Origin of the sequence: Humibacter sp. RRB41 (assembly GCF_022761015.1) — a bacterium.
Lineage (GTDB): Bacteria > Actinomycetota > Actinomycetes > Actinomycetales > Microbacteriaceae > Humibacter.
Genome location: NZ_JAKWJQ010000003.1, coordinates 169,032 through 185,148, shown reverse-complemented (window position 1 = coordinate 185,148; position 16,117 = coordinate 169,032). Strand labels below are relative to the sequence as shown.

The 16,117-nt window shown below is 66.5% G+C and carries 14 protein-coding genes; 6 read left to right on the top strand and 8 right to left on the bottom strand.

Going from position 1 to position 16,117, the window contains the following annotated elements; translation table 11 throughout:
* Nucleotides 1-115: 115 nt before the first annotated feature.
* The gene (locus tag MJ603_RS09510) at nt 116-682 is read left to right on the top strand and encodes a GtrA family protein (RefSeq protein ID WP_243063472.1); all 567 of its coding nucleotides are present in this window, start codon (nt 116-118) and stop codon (nt 680-682) included.
* Here the strand turns inward: MJ603_RS09510 and MJ603_RS09505 are convergent.
* A complete protein-coding gene (locus tag MJ603_RS09505; RefSeq protein WP_243063471.1) occupies nt 661-1,218 on the bottom strand; it encodes a PH domain-containing protein in 558 nt (185 codons plus the stop codon). The two genes, MJ603_RS09510 and MJ603_RS09505, sit on opposite strands and share 22 nt — an antisense overlap.
* Before the next feature lie 7 nt (nt 1,219-1,225).
* The gene (locus MJ603_RS09500) at nt 1,226-2,002 is read right to left on the bottom strand and encodes a biotin--[acetyl-CoA-carboxylase] ligase (RefSeq protein WP_243063470.1); all 777 of its coding nucleotides are present in this window, start codon (nt 2,000-2,002) and stop codon (nt 1,226-1,228) included.
* A 144-nt stretch (nt 2,003-2,146) separates the two neighbouring features.
* Between MJ603_RS09500 and MJ603_RS09495 the strand changes: the two genes are divergently transcribed.
* From MJ603_RS09495 to MJ603_RS09485, 3 genes are all read left to right on the top strand, one after another.
* Complete coding sequence (locus MJ603_RS09495; protein ID WP_243063469.1) at nt 2,147-4,012, top strand: GH25 family lysozyme; 1,866 nt, start codon at nt 2,147-2,149, stop codon at nt 4,010-4,012.
* A 123-nt stretch (nt 4,013-4,135) separates the two neighbouring features.
* Nucleotides 4,136-5,761: an acyl-CoA carboxylase subunit beta gene (locus MJ603_RS09490; RefSeq protein ID WP_243063824.1), complete on the top strand. Its 1,626-nt coding sequence runs from the start codon at nt 4,136-4,138 to the stop codon at nt 5,759-5,761.
* Between the two features lie 31 nt (nt 5,762-5,792).
* Nucleotides 5,793-6,029 carry an acyl-CoA carboxylase subunit epsilon gene (locus MJ603_RS09485; protein ID WP_243063468.1) on the top strand — a complete coding sequence of 79 codons (237 nt, stop codon included), beginning with the start codon at nt 5,793-5,795 and terminating at the stop codon, nt 6,027-6,029.
* A gap of 307 nt (nt 6,030-6,336) precedes the next feature.
* Here the strand turns inward: MJ603_RS09485 and MJ603_RS09480 are convergent, their stop codons facing one another.
* The 4 genes from MJ603_RS09480 to MJ603_RS09465 form a co-directional block, all read right to left on the bottom strand.
* Nucleotides 6,337-7,398, bottom strand: a complete 1,062-nt coding sequence (locus MJ603_RS09480; RefSeq protein ID WP_243063467.1) for a hypothetical protein — start codon at nt 7,396-7,398, stop codon at nt 6,337-6,339.
* Entirely contained in the window at nt 7,395-8,639 is a 1,245-nt protein-coding gene (locus MJ603_RS09475) for a sensor histidine kinase (RefSeq protein ID WP_243063466.1), read from the bottom strand. Before MJ603_RS09475 ends, MJ603_RS09480 begins: the two co-directional genes overlap by 4 nt.
* Nucleotides 8,626-9,303: a response regulator transcription factor gene (locus MJ603_RS09470; RefSeq protein ID WP_243063465.1), complete on the bottom strand. Its 678-nt coding sequence runs from the start codon at nt 9,301-9,303 to the stop codon at nt 8,626-8,628. Before MJ603_RS09470 ends, MJ603_RS09475 begins: the two co-directional genes overlap by 14 nt.
* 65 nt (nt 9,304-9,368) lie before the next feature.
* On the bottom strand, nt 9,369-10,688 hold the full coding sequence (locus MJ603_RS09465; RefSeq protein WP_243063464.1) for a class I SAM-dependent RNA methyltransferase: 1,320 nt from the start codon (nt 10,686-10,688) through the stop codon (nt 9,369-9,371).
* Between the two features lie 83 nt (nt 10,689-10,771).
* Between MJ603_RS09465 and MJ603_RS09460 the strand changes: the two genes are divergently transcribed.
* Together MJ603_RS09460 and MJ603_RS09455 are read left to right on the top strand one after the other, a co-directional pair.
* Nucleotides 10,772-11,407 (top strand): nucleoside triphosphate pyrophosphatase, encoded by a 636-nt coding sequence (locus tag MJ603_RS09460; RefSeq protein WP_243063463.1) that lies wholly within the window; start codon nt 10,772-10,774, stop codon nt 11,405-11,407.
* Between the two features lie 130 nt (nt 11,408-11,537).
* Entirely contained in the window at nt 11,538-13,298 is a 1,761-nt protein-coding gene (locus tag MJ603_RS09455) for a biotin carboxylase N-terminal domain-containing protein (RefSeq protein WP_243063462.1), read from the top strand.
* A gap of 175 nt (nt 13,299-13,473) precedes the next feature.
* On the opposite strand, the gene MJ603_RS09450 is transcribed toward MJ603_RS09455, so the two are convergent.
* Nucleotides 13,474-14,331, bottom strand: coding sequence for a hypothetical protein (locus tag MJ603_RS09450; protein WP_243063461.1), 858 nt, complete (start codon nt 14,329-14,331; stop codon nt 13,474-13,476).
* A gap of 305 nt (nt 14,332-14,636) precedes the next feature.
* Nucleotides 14,637-16,070, bottom strand: coding sequence for an NAD(P)H-quinone dehydrogenase (locus MJ603_RS09445; protein ID WP_243063460.1), 1,434 nt, complete (start codon nt 16,068-16,070; stop codon nt 14,637-14,639).
* Nucleotides 16,071-16,117: the final 47 nt, after the last annotated feature.

Sequence of the window (16,117 nt, the reverse complement as noted above, 5' to 3'; positions counted from 1 at the left end):
TTCGTCTTCGCGAGTACTCAGGCAACCTGCCGACTTGCAAGGTTGCCTCCTGGCATCGGCCGATACGCTCGGGTCCGCACGGGTGATTCCCACCCGGCTCGGGAGGGCGGACACCATGGCGATGAGGGTCGACCTCGACGCGAAACCCACTGCACCATCCGTCCAGCGACCGCGCAGGAGCGCGGCACTGCTGCAGTTGATCAAGTTCGGGGCGGTCGGCGGAGTGGGCGTCGTCGTCAACTTCGTGGTGTTCAACGCGCTCTGGCTCACGGTCTTCAACCCGTCTCGTATGCCGCACGGGCCGATTCTCGCGACGATCGTTGCGACGCTCGTCGCGATCGTCGTCAACTGGCTCGGCAACAGATACTGGGCTTTCGCCGCGGTCCGTCAGCGCAACACCACACGGGAGGGCCTCGAGTTCCTCCTCGCCAGCCTCATCGGAATGGGCGTTCCGCTGCTGTGCATCGCCGTTTCACGATACGTGCTGGGCTTCCACACACTCCTCGCCGACAACATCGCCAACAACGTCGTCGGCCTTGTACTCGGCACGTTCGTCCGATACGTGCTGTACAAATTCTGGGTGTTCGCCCCTGGCAAGAGGGCTGTCGGCGCTGTGCCGGTCGAATCGGACGCGAGCAGTACGGATCCGGTGGAGGCGTCTCAGACCGCGTCGCCCGCCTGAGGAAAGCCCCCGCCCTGCTTCGAGGCGGCGGACTCGGTCTCCCAGTTCGTCGGATACATACGCTCGCTGCTCTCCATGAGATCGTGCAGCGCGTCGGAGACCGCCTGGGCATGTGGCACGTCGCGCAGCTGCGCCATCGTCTTCTGGTCCATCGCACCGATGGCGATCGTTCCGCTGCGGAACGCCGACTGCAACCATGACGAGCGCAGTGTCACCGTGTACCCACGGCTGTGCAGCAGCTCTCGGCGCTCGTGCACGAAGAGCCCGGTGCGCACGATGAGCCGTCTCGTCGTCACCGTGTACCGCGTGGTCAGCCAACTGCCGAACGGAAGCAAAAAGAGCATCACAGCGAGTACGCCGGCGACCACCCACACCACGATGGCGAGCCAGCCGTCGAACATCGAGCCGAAGTAGCCGGCCGCGCCGCAGATGACGATGAGCGCGATCGAGGGCCAGAACATGCGGCGCACGTGCTGGCGCATCCTGGCCACCACGCGCTCGGCAGGCGGTACCGCATACCCGTCCGTCATAGCCATAGGCCCATTAATACCGCAGGTGAGTCACATCGCCCGCTGAGACCGCCGTGCGCCGTCCAGGTGAGTCCACGACGAGCCGTCCGTCACCGTCCAAGGACTCGGCGACGCCGACGAGACTCTCGGTGCCGGGCAATTCGACGCGAACCGTCTTTCCGATGGTGCTGCAGGCAACGCTGACTTCGGCGAAGAGACCCGAAGCTTCGGAATCTCCTCCAGAATTGGCGAACGCGCCATAGAGCGAGCGAAGCTCGACGAGGTAACCGGCAAGCACTCCATCCGGATCGGCTTGCACTCCCTCGATCGCCAACGAGGTCGCTGTCCGCACGGGCAACTGCTCCGTCGTCAGGGTCAGATTGATCCCTGCGCCCAGCACGACGGCGCCGTCTCCGACATATTCGCTGAGGATTCCGCAGAGTTTCCCGTCGCGCACCATCACGTCGTTCGGCCACTTGAGGTCGGCTTCCACCCCGAGGCCGCGCACGGATCGAACCATGGCCAGCCCCGCCATCAAAGGGAGCCAGCCGAGCGCGTCCGGCCGATCGATGCCGGAGCGGCCGGGCCAGAGCAAGACCGAGGTCGCCAGCATCGTTCCAGGAGGAGCCACCCACGATCGGCCGAGCCTGCCGCGCCCCGAGGTCTGACTATCCGTGACCACTGTGCTGAATTCGGGCCATTCCGAACGACCCCCTCGGCGAACGCGCTCGGCTATTTCATCGTTCGTCGAACCGGCCGTCGCAAGGTGCACGAAACGAGAAGCGACTTCAGCCGATCGGGCAAAATCCATACTGCATTGTCCTACGCAATTGTTCCGTGTGCGCCGTGTCACGACTATCGCGTGCACTTCACCCGTAGTGTTTAGGGGTGCTGTCGGGGATCGGCACAAGGGGGAGAAGACGTCGTGGCTGCTCGAAATTCCAGAAGTCGAATCGTGACATTCGCGTTGGCGTTCTGCGGCGCCGCCGTATTCGTGCTGGCGCCGACATCCGCTTTCGCGACGACCACACCGTCTGATGCGACTCCGACGCCCACCCCTGCTGTGACCGCTCAGGCGACTGCCACACCCAGCAGCACGCCATCCGAGACGGCGACACCAACGCCGACGGCCACTGCTGCGGCAGTCCCGGGTGATGACACGACGCCGACTCTTGCCGAGATGAACGCCACTCACAACCACACCATGGGATCGACGATTCCGCTGGATGAGAAATCGGCGGCGACGCCACAGGCGAGGTCGCTTCTCGCGGCCGCCGCACCGGCCGGAACGCGCGGGCTCGACGTCAGCGGCTGGCAGTCCTTGACGCGCGCGAACTGGACCACGATCTGGAACAACGGAGCACGTTTCGCTTATGTGAAGGCGACGGAAGCCACTGACTACACGAGCGGGGAATTCTCCGAGCAATACAACGATTCCGCCGCCGCCGGTTTGATTCGCGGCGCCTATCACTTTGCGACGCCGAATACGTCCTCCGGCAATGCGCAGGCGAATTACTTCGTCGATCACGGGGGCGGATGGTCAGCGGACGGTAAGACCCTTCCTCCACTGCTGGATATCGAGTACAACCCGTACGGCGCCACCTGCTACGGACTGAGCCAAGCGCAGATGGTCTCGTGGATCTCCGACTTCTCGAACACTGTGCAGTCGCGCACGGGAAGGCTTCCTGCGATCTACAGCACGACCGACTGGTGGACGCAGTGCACGGGAAACAGCGCGGTCTTCGCCAACAACCCGCTGTTCATCGCGCGCTACACCTCCAATGTCGCCGGCGGCCCAGGAACGCTCCCCGCCAGTTGGTACCAGTACACGTTCTGGCAGTACGCCGACTCGGGTACCTTCCCTGGTGATCAAGACGTGTTCAACGGTTCGCTGCTCGAACTGCAGACCTTCGCCAAGACGAATCCGATCAAAACGACCCAACCGGCCGTTGCTCCGGCACTCGGACGAAATGTCGCCGTCGCAGAGACGCCTGCAGGCAAGATCTACCTGTTCTGGAAGGGCAACAACGGTGATCTCTGGCTGAAGACGAAGACGGGAGCCACGTGGTCGAAGTCGACGGATACCGGCAAATGGATCGGCCCGGGTAACGGCCTGAGTGCCGCGGTCAATGCGTCCGGTCAATTCATCGTCGGTTGGCGGGGTGGCGACTCCGCGCTGTGGATAACGACGAGCACCGGCGGAACCACGTGGTCGGCCATCAGCAGAATCATCCAGGCGGGAGCCACCGCGACTCCAGCCGGTCCCACCTTCGAGATCGCGGCCAACGGTACGGCGTACGCGTTCTGGAAGGGGCAGAACAACGGGCTGTACCAGTCCATCCGCACCAACGGAACGTGGTCCCGCTACTACTCGCTGCCCGATGACGTCGGACCGGGAACGGCAATCTCATCAGGGATCGACGGCGCGGGCTGGACGTATGTCTTCTGGCGCGGCGGGGACAACAATCTCTGGGAAGCGAACTGGACGGGTAAGGCGTGGACGCCGCAACACCGGATCCCGACAACGGGTGCGTCCGGTGGCGTGAAGTCGGACGTCGGGGTGGCCGTGACGTCCAATGGAGTGCAATACGTCTTCTGGCGAGGTAACGACTCGCGGCTCTACCAGACGTTCTGGGACGGGAAGGGCTGGCGCGGCTACTACGGTCTGGGTGCGAATGTCGGACCGGGCACCTCGCTCTCCGCTTCGCTCAATAGCAAGAACGCAACGTCGGTCTTCTGGCAGGGCGGGGACAACGGCATCTGGACCGCCTACTGGACGGGCTCCGCGTGGACCGGAGCTCAAGCCGTGGCCAAGGGCTGAACCGGCCGCCGAATACGAGGGTGGGATTGTGCGGGATCTCCGCACAATCCCACCCTCGTATTTGTGTCATTCCATCAACCCGGCACCGCAAACCCCTGCTTGTAAGGTGAACAGGTGACCGACATCTCCACCACGGACGCCGACAACGCGCCCGATCCCAAGGACGACGCCGCGCCAGACACCACGACGGCCGGCAAGATCGCCGACCTGAAGTTGCGCTACCACGAGGCCGTGACCGCCAGCGGGCAGACCGCGATCGAGAAGCAGCACGCCAAGGGCAAGCTGACGGCGCGCGAGCGCATCGACCTGTTGCTCGACGCCGGCTCATTCGTGGAGTTCGACGAGTTCGTGCGGCACCGCACACACGCGTTCGGCATGGAGGACAAGCGTCCGTACGGCGACGCCGTCGTCACCGGCATCGGCACCGTGCACGGGCGCAACGTCGCCGTGTTCAGCCAGGACTTCACCATCTTCGGAGGCTCGCTCGGCGAGGTCGCCGGCGAGAAGATCATCAAGGTCATGGACCACGCGCTGAAGACCGGCGTGCCGATGATCGGCATCCTCGACTCCGGTGGGGCGCGCATCCAGGAGGGCGTCGTCGCGCTGGGCAAGTACGGCGAGATCTTCCGGCGCAACACACAAGCATCCGGCGTGATCCCACAGCTCTCCATCGTGATGGGGCCAGCCGCCGGCGGAGCGGTCTACTCCCCAGCGCTCACCGACTTCGTGATCATGGTCGACAAGTCGAGCCACATGTTCGTCACCGGCCCGGATGTGATCAAGACCGTCACCGGCGAAGACGTCGGCTTCGAGGAGCTCGGCGGTGCGCTCACGCACAACAAGATCTCCGGTGTGAGCCACTACCTGGCATCCGACGAGCAGGATGCCCTGGACTACGCCCGCGCACTGCTCAGCTTTCTGCCCGACAACAATCTCACCGACCCGCCTGCGTACGACGCGGAGTCGGAGCTCGAGATCACGGATGCCGACCGCAAGCTGAACGAGATCATCCCCGACTCCCCGAACCAGCCGTACGACGTGACGACGATCATCGAGCACATCGTCGACGACGCCGACTTCCTCGAGGTGCAGCCGCTTTTCGCGCCGAACATCGTGATCGGATTCGCGCGCATCGAGGGCCGCTCGGTCGGCATCATCGCGAACCAGCCGAACGCCATGGCAGGCACGCTCAACATCGACGCCGGCGAGAAGGCCGCGCGCTTCGTGCGGTTCTGCGACTCGTTCTCGATTCCGATCCTCACGCTCGTCGATGTGCCCGGATACCTTCCGGGCACCGACCAGGAGTGGACAGGTGTCATCCGCCGCGGCGCCAAGCTCTTGTACGCCTATGCCGAAGCGACCGTGCCGCTGGTCACCGTGATCACCCGCAAGGCGTACGGCGGCGCCTACATCGTGATGGGCTCCAAGCAGCTCGGCGCCGACATCAACCTCGCGTGGCCGACCGCTGAGATCGCCGTGATGGGCGGCCAGGGCGCGGTGAACATCCTGTACCGCGGCGAGATCAAGCGCGCTGAAGAAGCGGGTGAGGACGTCGCCGCCGTGCGCACGAAGCTCGCGAACGAGTACACCTACAACGTCGCATCCCCGTTCCTGGCCGCCGAGCGCGGCGAACTCGACGGCGTGATCGAGCCGGCCGCCACGCGCATCGCGGTGGTGAAGGCGCTGCGGTCGCTGCGCTCCAAGCGGGCGACGCAGCCGCCGAAGAAGCACGGGAACATTCCGCTGTGAGCCCGAGCACGTCTTCTGGGAGCGCAGCCTGATGGCCAGGCACAGCACACAACCCGAGTTGGATGCCTCGCAGCTCATCATCACGACGAGCGGCCTCTCCGAGACCGAGATCGCAGCAGTCACGGCGGTGCTCACGGCAGCCGTGCACGAGCAGACCGCCCACGACGACCCGCAAACGGATGCCGGCCAGTCCGCCTGGCAACGCGGCCAGCGCAATCTGCGCACGCCGTTGCACCACGGCCCCGGCGCATGGCGCAGCTTCGGCTGACTCGCCTCGCGCCCGGCAACGCACCGCGGTGGACACTTGGCACGGTATTGTCCCCCGGTTGTCCCCCTAAATGACGACTTTCCCCCTTGCGAAAGCACGGCCATCATAGAGATTGCTAGGTGTCTCTCTTCTGAGATTCACCGCCATTCATTCGCCGACTAGGGTAAGCGGGCGAGTGTTTTGGGGGCGAGTCGGGGCGATATTCGGGTTATCGCCCCGACTCGGGGCTTCCGAGGGCCGCCGGTCATTGACCGGCGGCCCTCGATGCATTTGCGCTTCTCGCTGGTCGAGTAGCGGAGCGCGCTGCTCACTCGTGTCGCGGGATCTCCAGCCAGAGCTCAACCTCGTCGTCGGCGCCCTCGGACTCAGCGGCGGCCGCGTCGACGGCATCCCGAGGTCCGACGGCGTCCCCCGTCGATACGGCAACGCGCCTGCCCGACATGAGCCCGACGACCGTCACGGCGACGGGCGAGCCGCTCTCCACGGTGCGCACGACGAACTTGTCGGCATGCGAGTGATCGATCGCCTCCGCGAGCTTCGCATGGATGCGGGCGAGATCGTCGGCGTCGAGTTCGTCCAGACCACCGTCGTCGAGCAGGACGACGTTCGCTCCCCTGCGCCGTGCTTCGAGGATGAACTGGCGCACCGTGTCATCGAGAAGGGCACGACCGCGAATCTCGTCGCGCATGCCTGCTTCGAGCAGCAGGCATTCCGCGCGTTCGTTCTCGGTGAGCATCCCGCCGCTCTGCGCGATACGGATGAGCAACGGTGCAGCGCGCTGATAGGTCTCGTCGAGCCGTCGCTGACGTTCGATCACGTGCGCCTCCTGCTCGGCGTGCCACTCGACCACCTGGCGTTCCGCGCGAGCGAAACGGGAGGCATCCCTCGTCATCGCACCCAGTGCCCTGGTGACGACAGCAGCGGCCGCGACCCACACCACGCTGCCGATCACGCCGTAGGAACCGAGCGCGACGACGCCGGCGATCACGACGGTGTGCACGATGAGGAAGGCGATACCGGCCCAGGCGAAGACACTCCGCCGACGCACCATCGCGATGGTCATCAGGGTGCCGACCGCTGCCACGTACCAGGTGGCGTAGCCGTTCTCCCGCGAGGGGTCGAGCTGGCTGGCGATCAGCAGCGGGAGTGCGACCGACACGGCGAGATCGAACGCCGCGATCCAGACCGCCATCACGATGTTGCTCGTGCGGAGGAGCGAGAACACAGTCGCCGCAGCATACAGTCCGATGGCCACGATCGCCGGAGCGGGGTGCCGGTACGCGGCCATCGACGTGATGCCGAGCACGATGTGGTACGCGGAGAACAGGGCGGTGAGCGTCACCAGCACGCCGCGAGAGACGGTGATCACGATTGCGTCACCTCGTCGGGATCGGGGGTCCAGCACAGCTCGACCGTCGTGCCACGACCCGGAACCGAATCGATGGATGCTTCGCCGCCCGCGAGTGCCACCCGCTCGCGGATCGACACCTCCAGCCCGAGCCGCTCCGGAGGTATGCGGCTGATGTCGAAACCGCGGCCGTCATCCGTCACGACGATGCGCACACCGCCGTCGGCGGCCTCGATCGCGAGGCTGCGCCGCACCAGAACGCCGCCGGCGTGCTGGGCGCTGTTCACCATGGCCTGCACCGTCGCCGAATACAGCGCCTCCGCCACGCTCACCGGGATGAGCGCGTCGCCTGGCACTCTCGGCACGATCGAGAACGGCACCGTGAACGACCTGGCCGCGGAGATGATGCGATCGCGCAGCCTGCTCATCGGAATGGCGTCGAGGGCGCGACCCGGCTGGGCGAGGGGGGCAGACGTGTCGAGGTGGCCAAGGGCATCCTGCGCCATGGACGCAGCGATGCGCATACCTTCGACCGTCTGGGCGCTGGCTGCGGACAGCAACGTGGTCAGCACGCTGTCGTGCACGATCGCATCCACCTCGACGCGCTCGGCTTCGAGCGCGTGCGCACGCACGGCGATCTCATAGCGCTCCAGCGCGGCCGCCTGTCGATCGTCCACCTGGCTGGCCGCCTGACGCAGCATCGTCATGATGGCCAGCAGGAGGGAGGCGAAGATCATCGCGTAGAGGGCATCCAGCACCGCGGTCTGCAGCGCGTCGATCCCGCCGCCCGTGACGATCAGAACGACTCCGTACAGTACGGGGGCGATCACGGTGTACACGGCCGCCCAGACGAACGGCAGCGCCAGCGCCGCACACGCCGTCGCAACCGTCAGCAGATACCAGAGCCACGGGCGCATGCCTTCGAAGTAGCCGGCATCCGTGATTCCGCACTCCCAGAAGACGAGCGCGCCGATATAGGCGATGCAGAACACGATGGCGGCAGCGTGCACCGTACGGCCGACCAGCGACGCGACCCCGAGCCATGCCAGGGACGCAAAGAGCACAGCGGCGACCAAAGCCGTGTACACCAGGTTCAGATGGTGCGACTGCACGACGATGACCGGGATGACCTGCAGTCCGAACACCCAGCTGAATCCGGCGATGGCACGCGCGGCAAGACGTTCGAGCCGCGCCCTGGTCAGAAGATTCGCGTTCGCCGCCGCCGGGATGACCGGGGCAGTGCTCAGGTCAGCGCCGGCCATTCGCCGTGCCAGAAGCACCAGGGCCGTCGGGGGCGAGCCCCGGCAGGATGCCGTCTTCGACCGCTCGGCGCAGCAGGTCGACCTTCGTGGGAGCCGGCCTTCCGACTTCCACGTACTTCGTGCGAACGCGGTCGAGGTACTCGCGCGCCGTGGAGTGCGCGACCCCGAGCTGCTCGGCGACCGCCTTCAACGGAAGTCCGGATGCATACAGGTGCAACACGTCACGCTCGCGTCGGCCGAGCTGCGCCTTCGCGAACTCGCTGTCCGCGTCGATGGCACTCGCCCATTCGAGGTTGTTGAGCACCTCCCCTGCCGCAACGGACTTGATGGCGGCGATCAGCGTCGTCGTCGGCGCCGACTTGGGGATGACGCCTGCAGCACCCGCGGCGAGCGCCTCACGCACGCTGGCCACTTGGTCGGCGATGCTGTGCACGAGCACCCCTGCGCCGGTCGCCTGCACCTGCTTCACGTTCTCGGTGATGCTGGAGCTGTCGCCGAGGGAGAGGTCGAGCACGACCACGTCGCATCCGGCGTCGGGCAGCGCATCGAGAACGGCATCCACCGTCGCTCCGCTGGCGACGACCTCGTAGCCGGCGTCGCGACAAGCGGCCTGAAGCCCGAGACGTACGGACTCGTGGTCGTCGACGATCCCCACCCGCACCATGGACTCAGCTTATTCGTACGCCCGTGGCCTCATCGGTGCACCCGTCGGCGCCAGGCGTACCGCAGTCAGTCGACCCGTACCAGCGACGCGACCAATTCGACGTGGTGGGTGTTGGGAAAGAGGTCGAAGGCTCGCGCCTTGCGCAGCGCGTAGCCGCGGTCGAGGAACCAGCGCAGATCGCGTGCGAACGCCACAGGGTCGCAGGCCACGTACACCAGTTGCGCTGGGGCGAGCCCGGCGATGAGGTCGACGGCTTCGCGACCCGCCCCGCTGCGGGGCGGATCGAGCACCACTGTCGCGTCGCGCAGACGCGAGCGCTCGCCCTCGGTGGAGCGGGTCGTCAGATCGCGCAGGTAGTGCTCGACCTTCGCCGTGACGGTCTGCGCGCCGAGCCAGTCCGCAAGGTTCGCAGCCGCGTGATCCGTGGTGTCCTCGTCGGACTCGACACTCGTGATGCGCGTGGCCGGGCCGAAGCGGTCGCCGATGGCCGCCGCGAGCAGACCGACGCCTCCGTAGAGGTCGAGGTTGAAGGCACGCGGGTCGAAGATGGCGGGGTCGACGGCATCCTGCACCGCCTCGGTCAGCACCCGCGGCGCGAGCCGGTGCACCTGCCAGAATCCGGTCGCCGAGAGCGCGAACCGCCGGTCGCCGACGCGCTCATGGATCTGCTGCGGCCGGTGCGTCGGAGTGCGGGATGCGTCACGGCGCACGACGGAGACGAAGCCTTCGCTCGTGACCGTGACGTCGATGGACCCGGCGCTGCTCCTCGGTTCGCCCAGCGGCGCGGCACGCTCGACGGCTTCTGTCGCAAGGGGCAGCTTTTCGACAGGGATGACGTGGTGCGACCTGAACGCGAACGGTCCGACCGTTCCCTCGTCATCGATCTGCAACCGCACGCGGGTGCGCCAGCGGGTGCCGTCACGCTCGTCGTCACCGGCGATCGCCTCCACCTGCGGCGCCTCGTCGACACCGGCCATGCGCGAGAGCGCGTCGGCGATGACCTGGCGTTTGAGCTCGCGCTGGTGCGCCAGCTCGATGTGGCCGAACTCGGCGCCACCTGGGCGCTCATCGGGGCTGTGCTCGATGGAAGCAGCACTCCAGACGTGTTCGCGACGATGCTCGGATGCCTGCAGCACCCGCACCGTCTCCGCGCGCCAGAACCTGTCGTGGCGGGTGTCGGAGACGCGGGCGACCACCCGCTCACCCGGCAACGTGTCGCTGACGAACACCACCCGGCCTTCGTGCCTGGCGACGAAGACCCCGCCGTGCGCAACGCCTGTGACCTCGAGTTCGAGATCGACCGGCTCCGTCGGCGGCTGCGCAGAGCGGTTGCTCGGGCGGGCGGCGGGCCGGCGGGACGTGCGGCGGCGGTCGGGGCGAGGCATCCTGAAATCGTCGCACACACCGCTGGGCCGGCTCCGCATGAAGCCTCGCCTCGCCGACTGCCTGCGTCGGCGAGAATGGGCGAATGCGTCTCTACCTCGCATCCACGTCGCCCGCTCGACTCGCTCTGCTGCGTTCGGCCGGCGTCGAGCCCCTGACGATCTCCCCAGGAGTCGACGAACCGGCGACCGTTGCGGCGGCCGAGGCGCAGCAGGGTCCGCTCGCCGCGGCGCCGATGGTGCAGCTGCTCGCCAGGGCCAAGGCGGAGGCGGTCGTTGGCAGGAGCGTCGGAGGGGAGCCGATCGACGGGCTCATTCTCGGCGGGGACTCCGCGTTCGACATCGACGGTGTGATCCACGGGAAGCCGCACGAGGCATCCGTCGCCAGGGAGCGGTGGCACGCGCAGCGCGGGCGCACCGGGGTGCTGCACTCCGGACATTGGCTGATCGATCACACCGGTGGGCGGGCGCGAGCGGCTACGGGTGCGGTGGCCGAGGCATCCGTCACGTTCGCGGACGACATCGAGGATGGCGAGATCGACGCGTACATCGCGACCGGAGAGCCGCTCGAGGTCGCGGGAGCCTTCACCATCGACAGCCTCGGCGGCCCGTTCATCGCGAGAGTCGACGGCGATCCGAGCACCGTCGTCGGGATGTCTCTGTCAACGCTGCGCTCGCTGGTCAAGCGGCTGGGGTACGAATGGACGGAGCTTTGGGGGTGAGACGCGCGTGCTGCTCGACCGGCGAGGGAGGCGGAGAGGGCGGGTGTTGTAGGCATCCGAAAGGCCTTGGGGTCAGGTTTGTGTCCACCATTCAAAGCGGGGCATACACACCTCAATAGGCTTGAAGACTGTGCCAGACATCTCGAAGGTCCTGATTGCCAACCGCGGCGAGATCGCCGTACGCGTCATCCGAGCGGCGCGTGACAGCGGGATCTCCTCGGTTGCGGTGTACGCGGACCAGGATCGTGACGCCGTGCACGCACGCCTCGCCGACGAGGCCTACGCACTCGACGGCGCCACCAGCGCCGACACCTACCTCTCCATCGAGAAGCTCCTCTCGGTGTGCCGCCGCTCCGGTGCAGACGCTGTGCACCCCGGGTACGGATTCCTCGCCGAGAACGCCGACTTCGCTCGCGCCGTCATCGACGCCGGCCTGATCTGGATCGGGCCGAGCCCTGACGCGATCGAGCGCCTCGGCGACAAGGTCAGCGCCCGGCACGTGGCAGAGAAGGTCGGCGCTCCGCTCGCGCCGGGAACGCTCAATCCTGTCGAGAACGCGCAGGAGGTGCTCGACTTCGTCGACATCCATGGTCTGCCGGTCGCGATCAAGGCCGCGTACGGGGGCGGCGGGCGCGGCCTCAAGGTCGCTCGCGAACGGGACGAGGTCGCCGAGCTGTTCGAGTCGGCGACTCGCGAGGCGATCGCGGCGTTCGGTCGGGGCGAGTGCTTCGTGGAGAAGTACCTCGACAAGCCGCGCCACGTCGAGACGCAGTGCCTTGCGGATGCCCACGGCAACGTCGTCGTCGTGTCGACGCGCGATTGCTCGCTGCAGCGTCGCCACCAGAAACTCGTCGAGGAGGCGCCTGCGCCCTTCCTCACGGACGACCAGCGCGACCAGCTCTACACGTCGTCGAAGGCAATCCTCAAGGAGGTCGGATACCTCGGCGCCGGCACCTGCGAGTTCCTGATCGGACAGGACGGAACCGTCTCGTTCCTCGAGGTGAACACGCGACTGCAGGTGGAGCATCCGGTCTCGGAGGAGGTCACCGGGATCGACCTGGTGCGCGAACAGTTCCGCATCGCCTCCGGAGGCCTGCTCGACTACGACGACCCGGAGCCGCGCGGGCATTCGTTCGAATTCCGCATCAACGGCGAGGACCCGGGGCGCAACTTCCTGCCCGCTCCCGGCCCCGTGCACGTCTTCAAGCCGGCGGCCGGTCCCGGCGTGCGCGTCGACTCGGGCGTGCAGTCCGGCGATGTGATCTCCGGTGCGTTCGACTCTCTGCTCGCCAAGCTCATCGTCACCGGGTCCAGCCGCGAGGAGGCTCTCGAGCGCTCACGCCGTGCCCTCGATGAGTTCGAGGTCGCCGGCCTGCCGACCGTCTTGCCGTTCCACCGCGCGATCGTGCGCGACTCGGCGTTCGCGCCGGCGGACGGGCATCCGTTCAGTATCTTCACGCGTTGGATCGAGACGGAGTTCTCGAACGACCTCGAGCCGTGGAGCGGCGAGGCCGAGGACCAGCCAGATGCGGAGTCGCGGCACAGCGTGATCGTCGAGGTGGGCGGCAAGCGCGTCGAGGTCAGCCTGCCGACGAGGTTGCTGATCGCGGGCGGGCAAGCATCCGTCGGACACGCTCCGAAGCGTAAGTCGGCGTCTCACTCGATTTCCACCGCGACCGGCGATTCGATCACGGCACCGATGCAGGCGACCGTGGTGAAGCTCGCCGTCGGGGAGGGGGATCAGGTCGTCAAGGGCGATCTCGTGCTCGTGCTCGAGGCGATGAAGATGGAACAGCCGCTGACCGCACACAAGGACGGCACCGTCTCAGGCATCAACGCCGAGGTCGGCACGACCGTCTCGAGCGGTCACCTGCTCCTGAACATCGTCTGACCCGTCGCCGGCGTCGGTTCCCGGGCCCGCAACAGCGCCATTTGCGCTTAACTGCGCCACTCGTGCTGGCGCAGTTAAGCGCAAATGGCGCTGTTGCTGGGCGAGCGGACGCCGACGCCGACGCCGACGCGAGAACACGAACCGACGATCGAACGCTCGGGGTCGAAGAGCCGACTCAGCGGATCGTTCTGGGTCGACGCACGATGGGCAAGCCTGCATCCAGAAGGATGCGCCGCAGCGGTTCGCGATCCCAGGCGTCCGACCACTCCCAATGAGCCGGCGTCAGGCCGGTGCGGCGAATCGCATTGTCGCGTCGCTTCTCCGCCCGCACTCGCTCCTCGAGCGTGGCCGAGGACGGATGCTTCGGGTCGATGTACTTTCCCCACCCGTCGGCCTCGCCGACGGCCCGATAATCCGGCCAGCCGAAGTCTGAGTACACGGTCTTGCCGTCATTGAGCACGATCTCGAATTGCAGCTCGGGCTCCGGAAAACCGAGCTCGTCGATAGTGACGCGGCTCAGCGTTTCGAATGCACTCTCAGCAGCGGTTGTTGCAGCTACGAGTACGCCACGCACTCGGACGGACCCCCGATACGGCATTCGCTCCTGATGGGCCGCCATCAATTCGTCGAACGAGACGAGTGGAGGTTCCTTACCGAACCGATCGACGAGAAGCGCAGCGTCGATCATCGCCAGTGCGGTGACGAACGGTACCGTTCTACAGACCTCGATGAGAGTGTCGGCGATGGACGTCGTGCGTAATCCGTCGAGCTCGATGACCGTTTCGCGGCCGCGACGCGGGAGTTCGATCACACCATTTCGTTTGCGCCCGTTGTTCGCCGGTGACAGCAGATACACGTATTGCGGGACCGAACCAACGAGCGGCAGGCCGAGCCACACCGCGGCGGAGAGCCCTGCAAGCACCGGATCATTGCGAATCGAAGCAGCACCAGCCACCCGAGTCAGGTATTTGTCTTCACGGGAGAGCCCGCGATATTCCTCGACGCTTGCGTACACGCCACGTCGAAGACGCACGAGAGCTCCTTGGCGACTCGCGCCGCGCACTGCCGGATACGCGCCGACCCGATCGCGTTGTTCCGACACGACCAACGGCAAGCCGGAGTGATCTGATGGAAGCCTCATATCCCGAGCCTGGCCGACGAGGGGCGTCCCGAATCGAGTCACGCTCTTGGTCGTGGAATCCGCGACGTGCCGGCATCCTGTGGATGCAATGACGCCGAGACTGTATGCGCCCGCACGTCAACAGCGCCATTTGCGCTTAATGGCGCCACTCTGGCTGGCGCAGTTAAGCGCAAATGGCGCTGTTGTGAGCGGAGCGCTCACAACACGATGTGCATCGCGCGCGCGGCATCCGTGATGGAACTCGACAGCGACGGATACACCGAGAATGCCCGCGCCACCTGGTCGACGGTGAGGCGGTGCTCGACCGCCAACGTGACCGGCAGGATGAGCTCGCTGGCGCGAGGGGCGACGATCACCCCGCCGATCACGGTGCCGCTGCCCGTTCGCGCGAAGAGCTTGACGAAGCCGTCCTTGATGCCCTGCATCTTGGCCCGCGGGTTCGAGTTGAGCGCCAGCTTGTAGATGTCGCCCTGCGCGATGCCCTCTTCGATCTCGCGTTGGTTCCAGCCGACTGTCGCGATCTCCGGAATCGTGAAGATATTGGATGCCACATTGCGCAGTTCGATCGGCGTCACCGTGTCGCCGAGCGCGTGGAAGATGGCCGTTCGACCCTGCATCGAGGCGACGGATGCCAGCGGCAGCACATCCGAGCAGTCGCCCGCCGCGTACACGTTCGGCACCGACGTGCGGGCGACGCGGTTGACGCGCACGTGGCCGCTCGGCGTGAGCTGGATGCCGGCTTCTTCGAGACCGATGCCTGCCGTGTTGGGAATGGACCCGACGGCGAGCAGACAGTGGGAGCCTTCGACAGTGCGGCCGTCGGACAGCGTGGCGATCACGCCGTTCTCCGTGCGCTCGACCGTGTCGGCGCGCGATTTGGAGAGCACCGTCATGCCCTCCCGCTTGAAGACCTTCTCGAGCACGGCCGCGGCATCGGCGTCTTCGCCCGGCAGCACCCTGTCGCGGCTTGAGATCAGCGTCACCTTGGCGCCGAGGTACGTGTAGGCGCTGGCGAACTCGGCGCCGGTCACACCGGATCCGACAACGATGAGGTGTTCGGGCACGGTCGTCAGGGTGTACAGCTGCGTCCAGGTCAGGATGCGCTCACCGTCCGGCATCGCGGTCGGCAGCAGGCGCGGGCTTGCGCCGACCGCCACCACCACGGTGTCGGCCTCGACGCGGTCGAAGTCCGTTCCGTTGTCCTTCGAGGTGGACACGATGACGGCGCCTGGACCGTCGAGCCGTCCCTCGCCCGACACGATCCGCACACCGGAGTGCACGAGCTCGCTGCGCATGTCTTCCGACTGCTGACGTGCGAGGCCTAGGAGCCGCTTGTTCACGGCGGAGAGGTTCACCGCGACCTCTGGTCGGATCGGCTTGCCGCTCTCGTTGCGGGCGAAGAATTGCACGCCGAGGTCCGCGGCCTCTCCGATCGAACGGGTGGCATCCGCCGTGGCGATCAGCGTCTTCGACGGCACAACGTCGGTCATGACGGCTGAGCCGCCGACGCCGCCGCGCTCCACAAGCGTCACCTCTGCCCCGAGTTGGGCTCCCGCGAGGGCGGCTTCGTATCCGCCTGGACCTCCCCCGAGTACGGCGATGCTCTGCTTGCGCTCGAACTCAAAGGCCATACGTCCATTGTCGCAAACCCCGGGCGACCACGTGCGCCACCCGGATG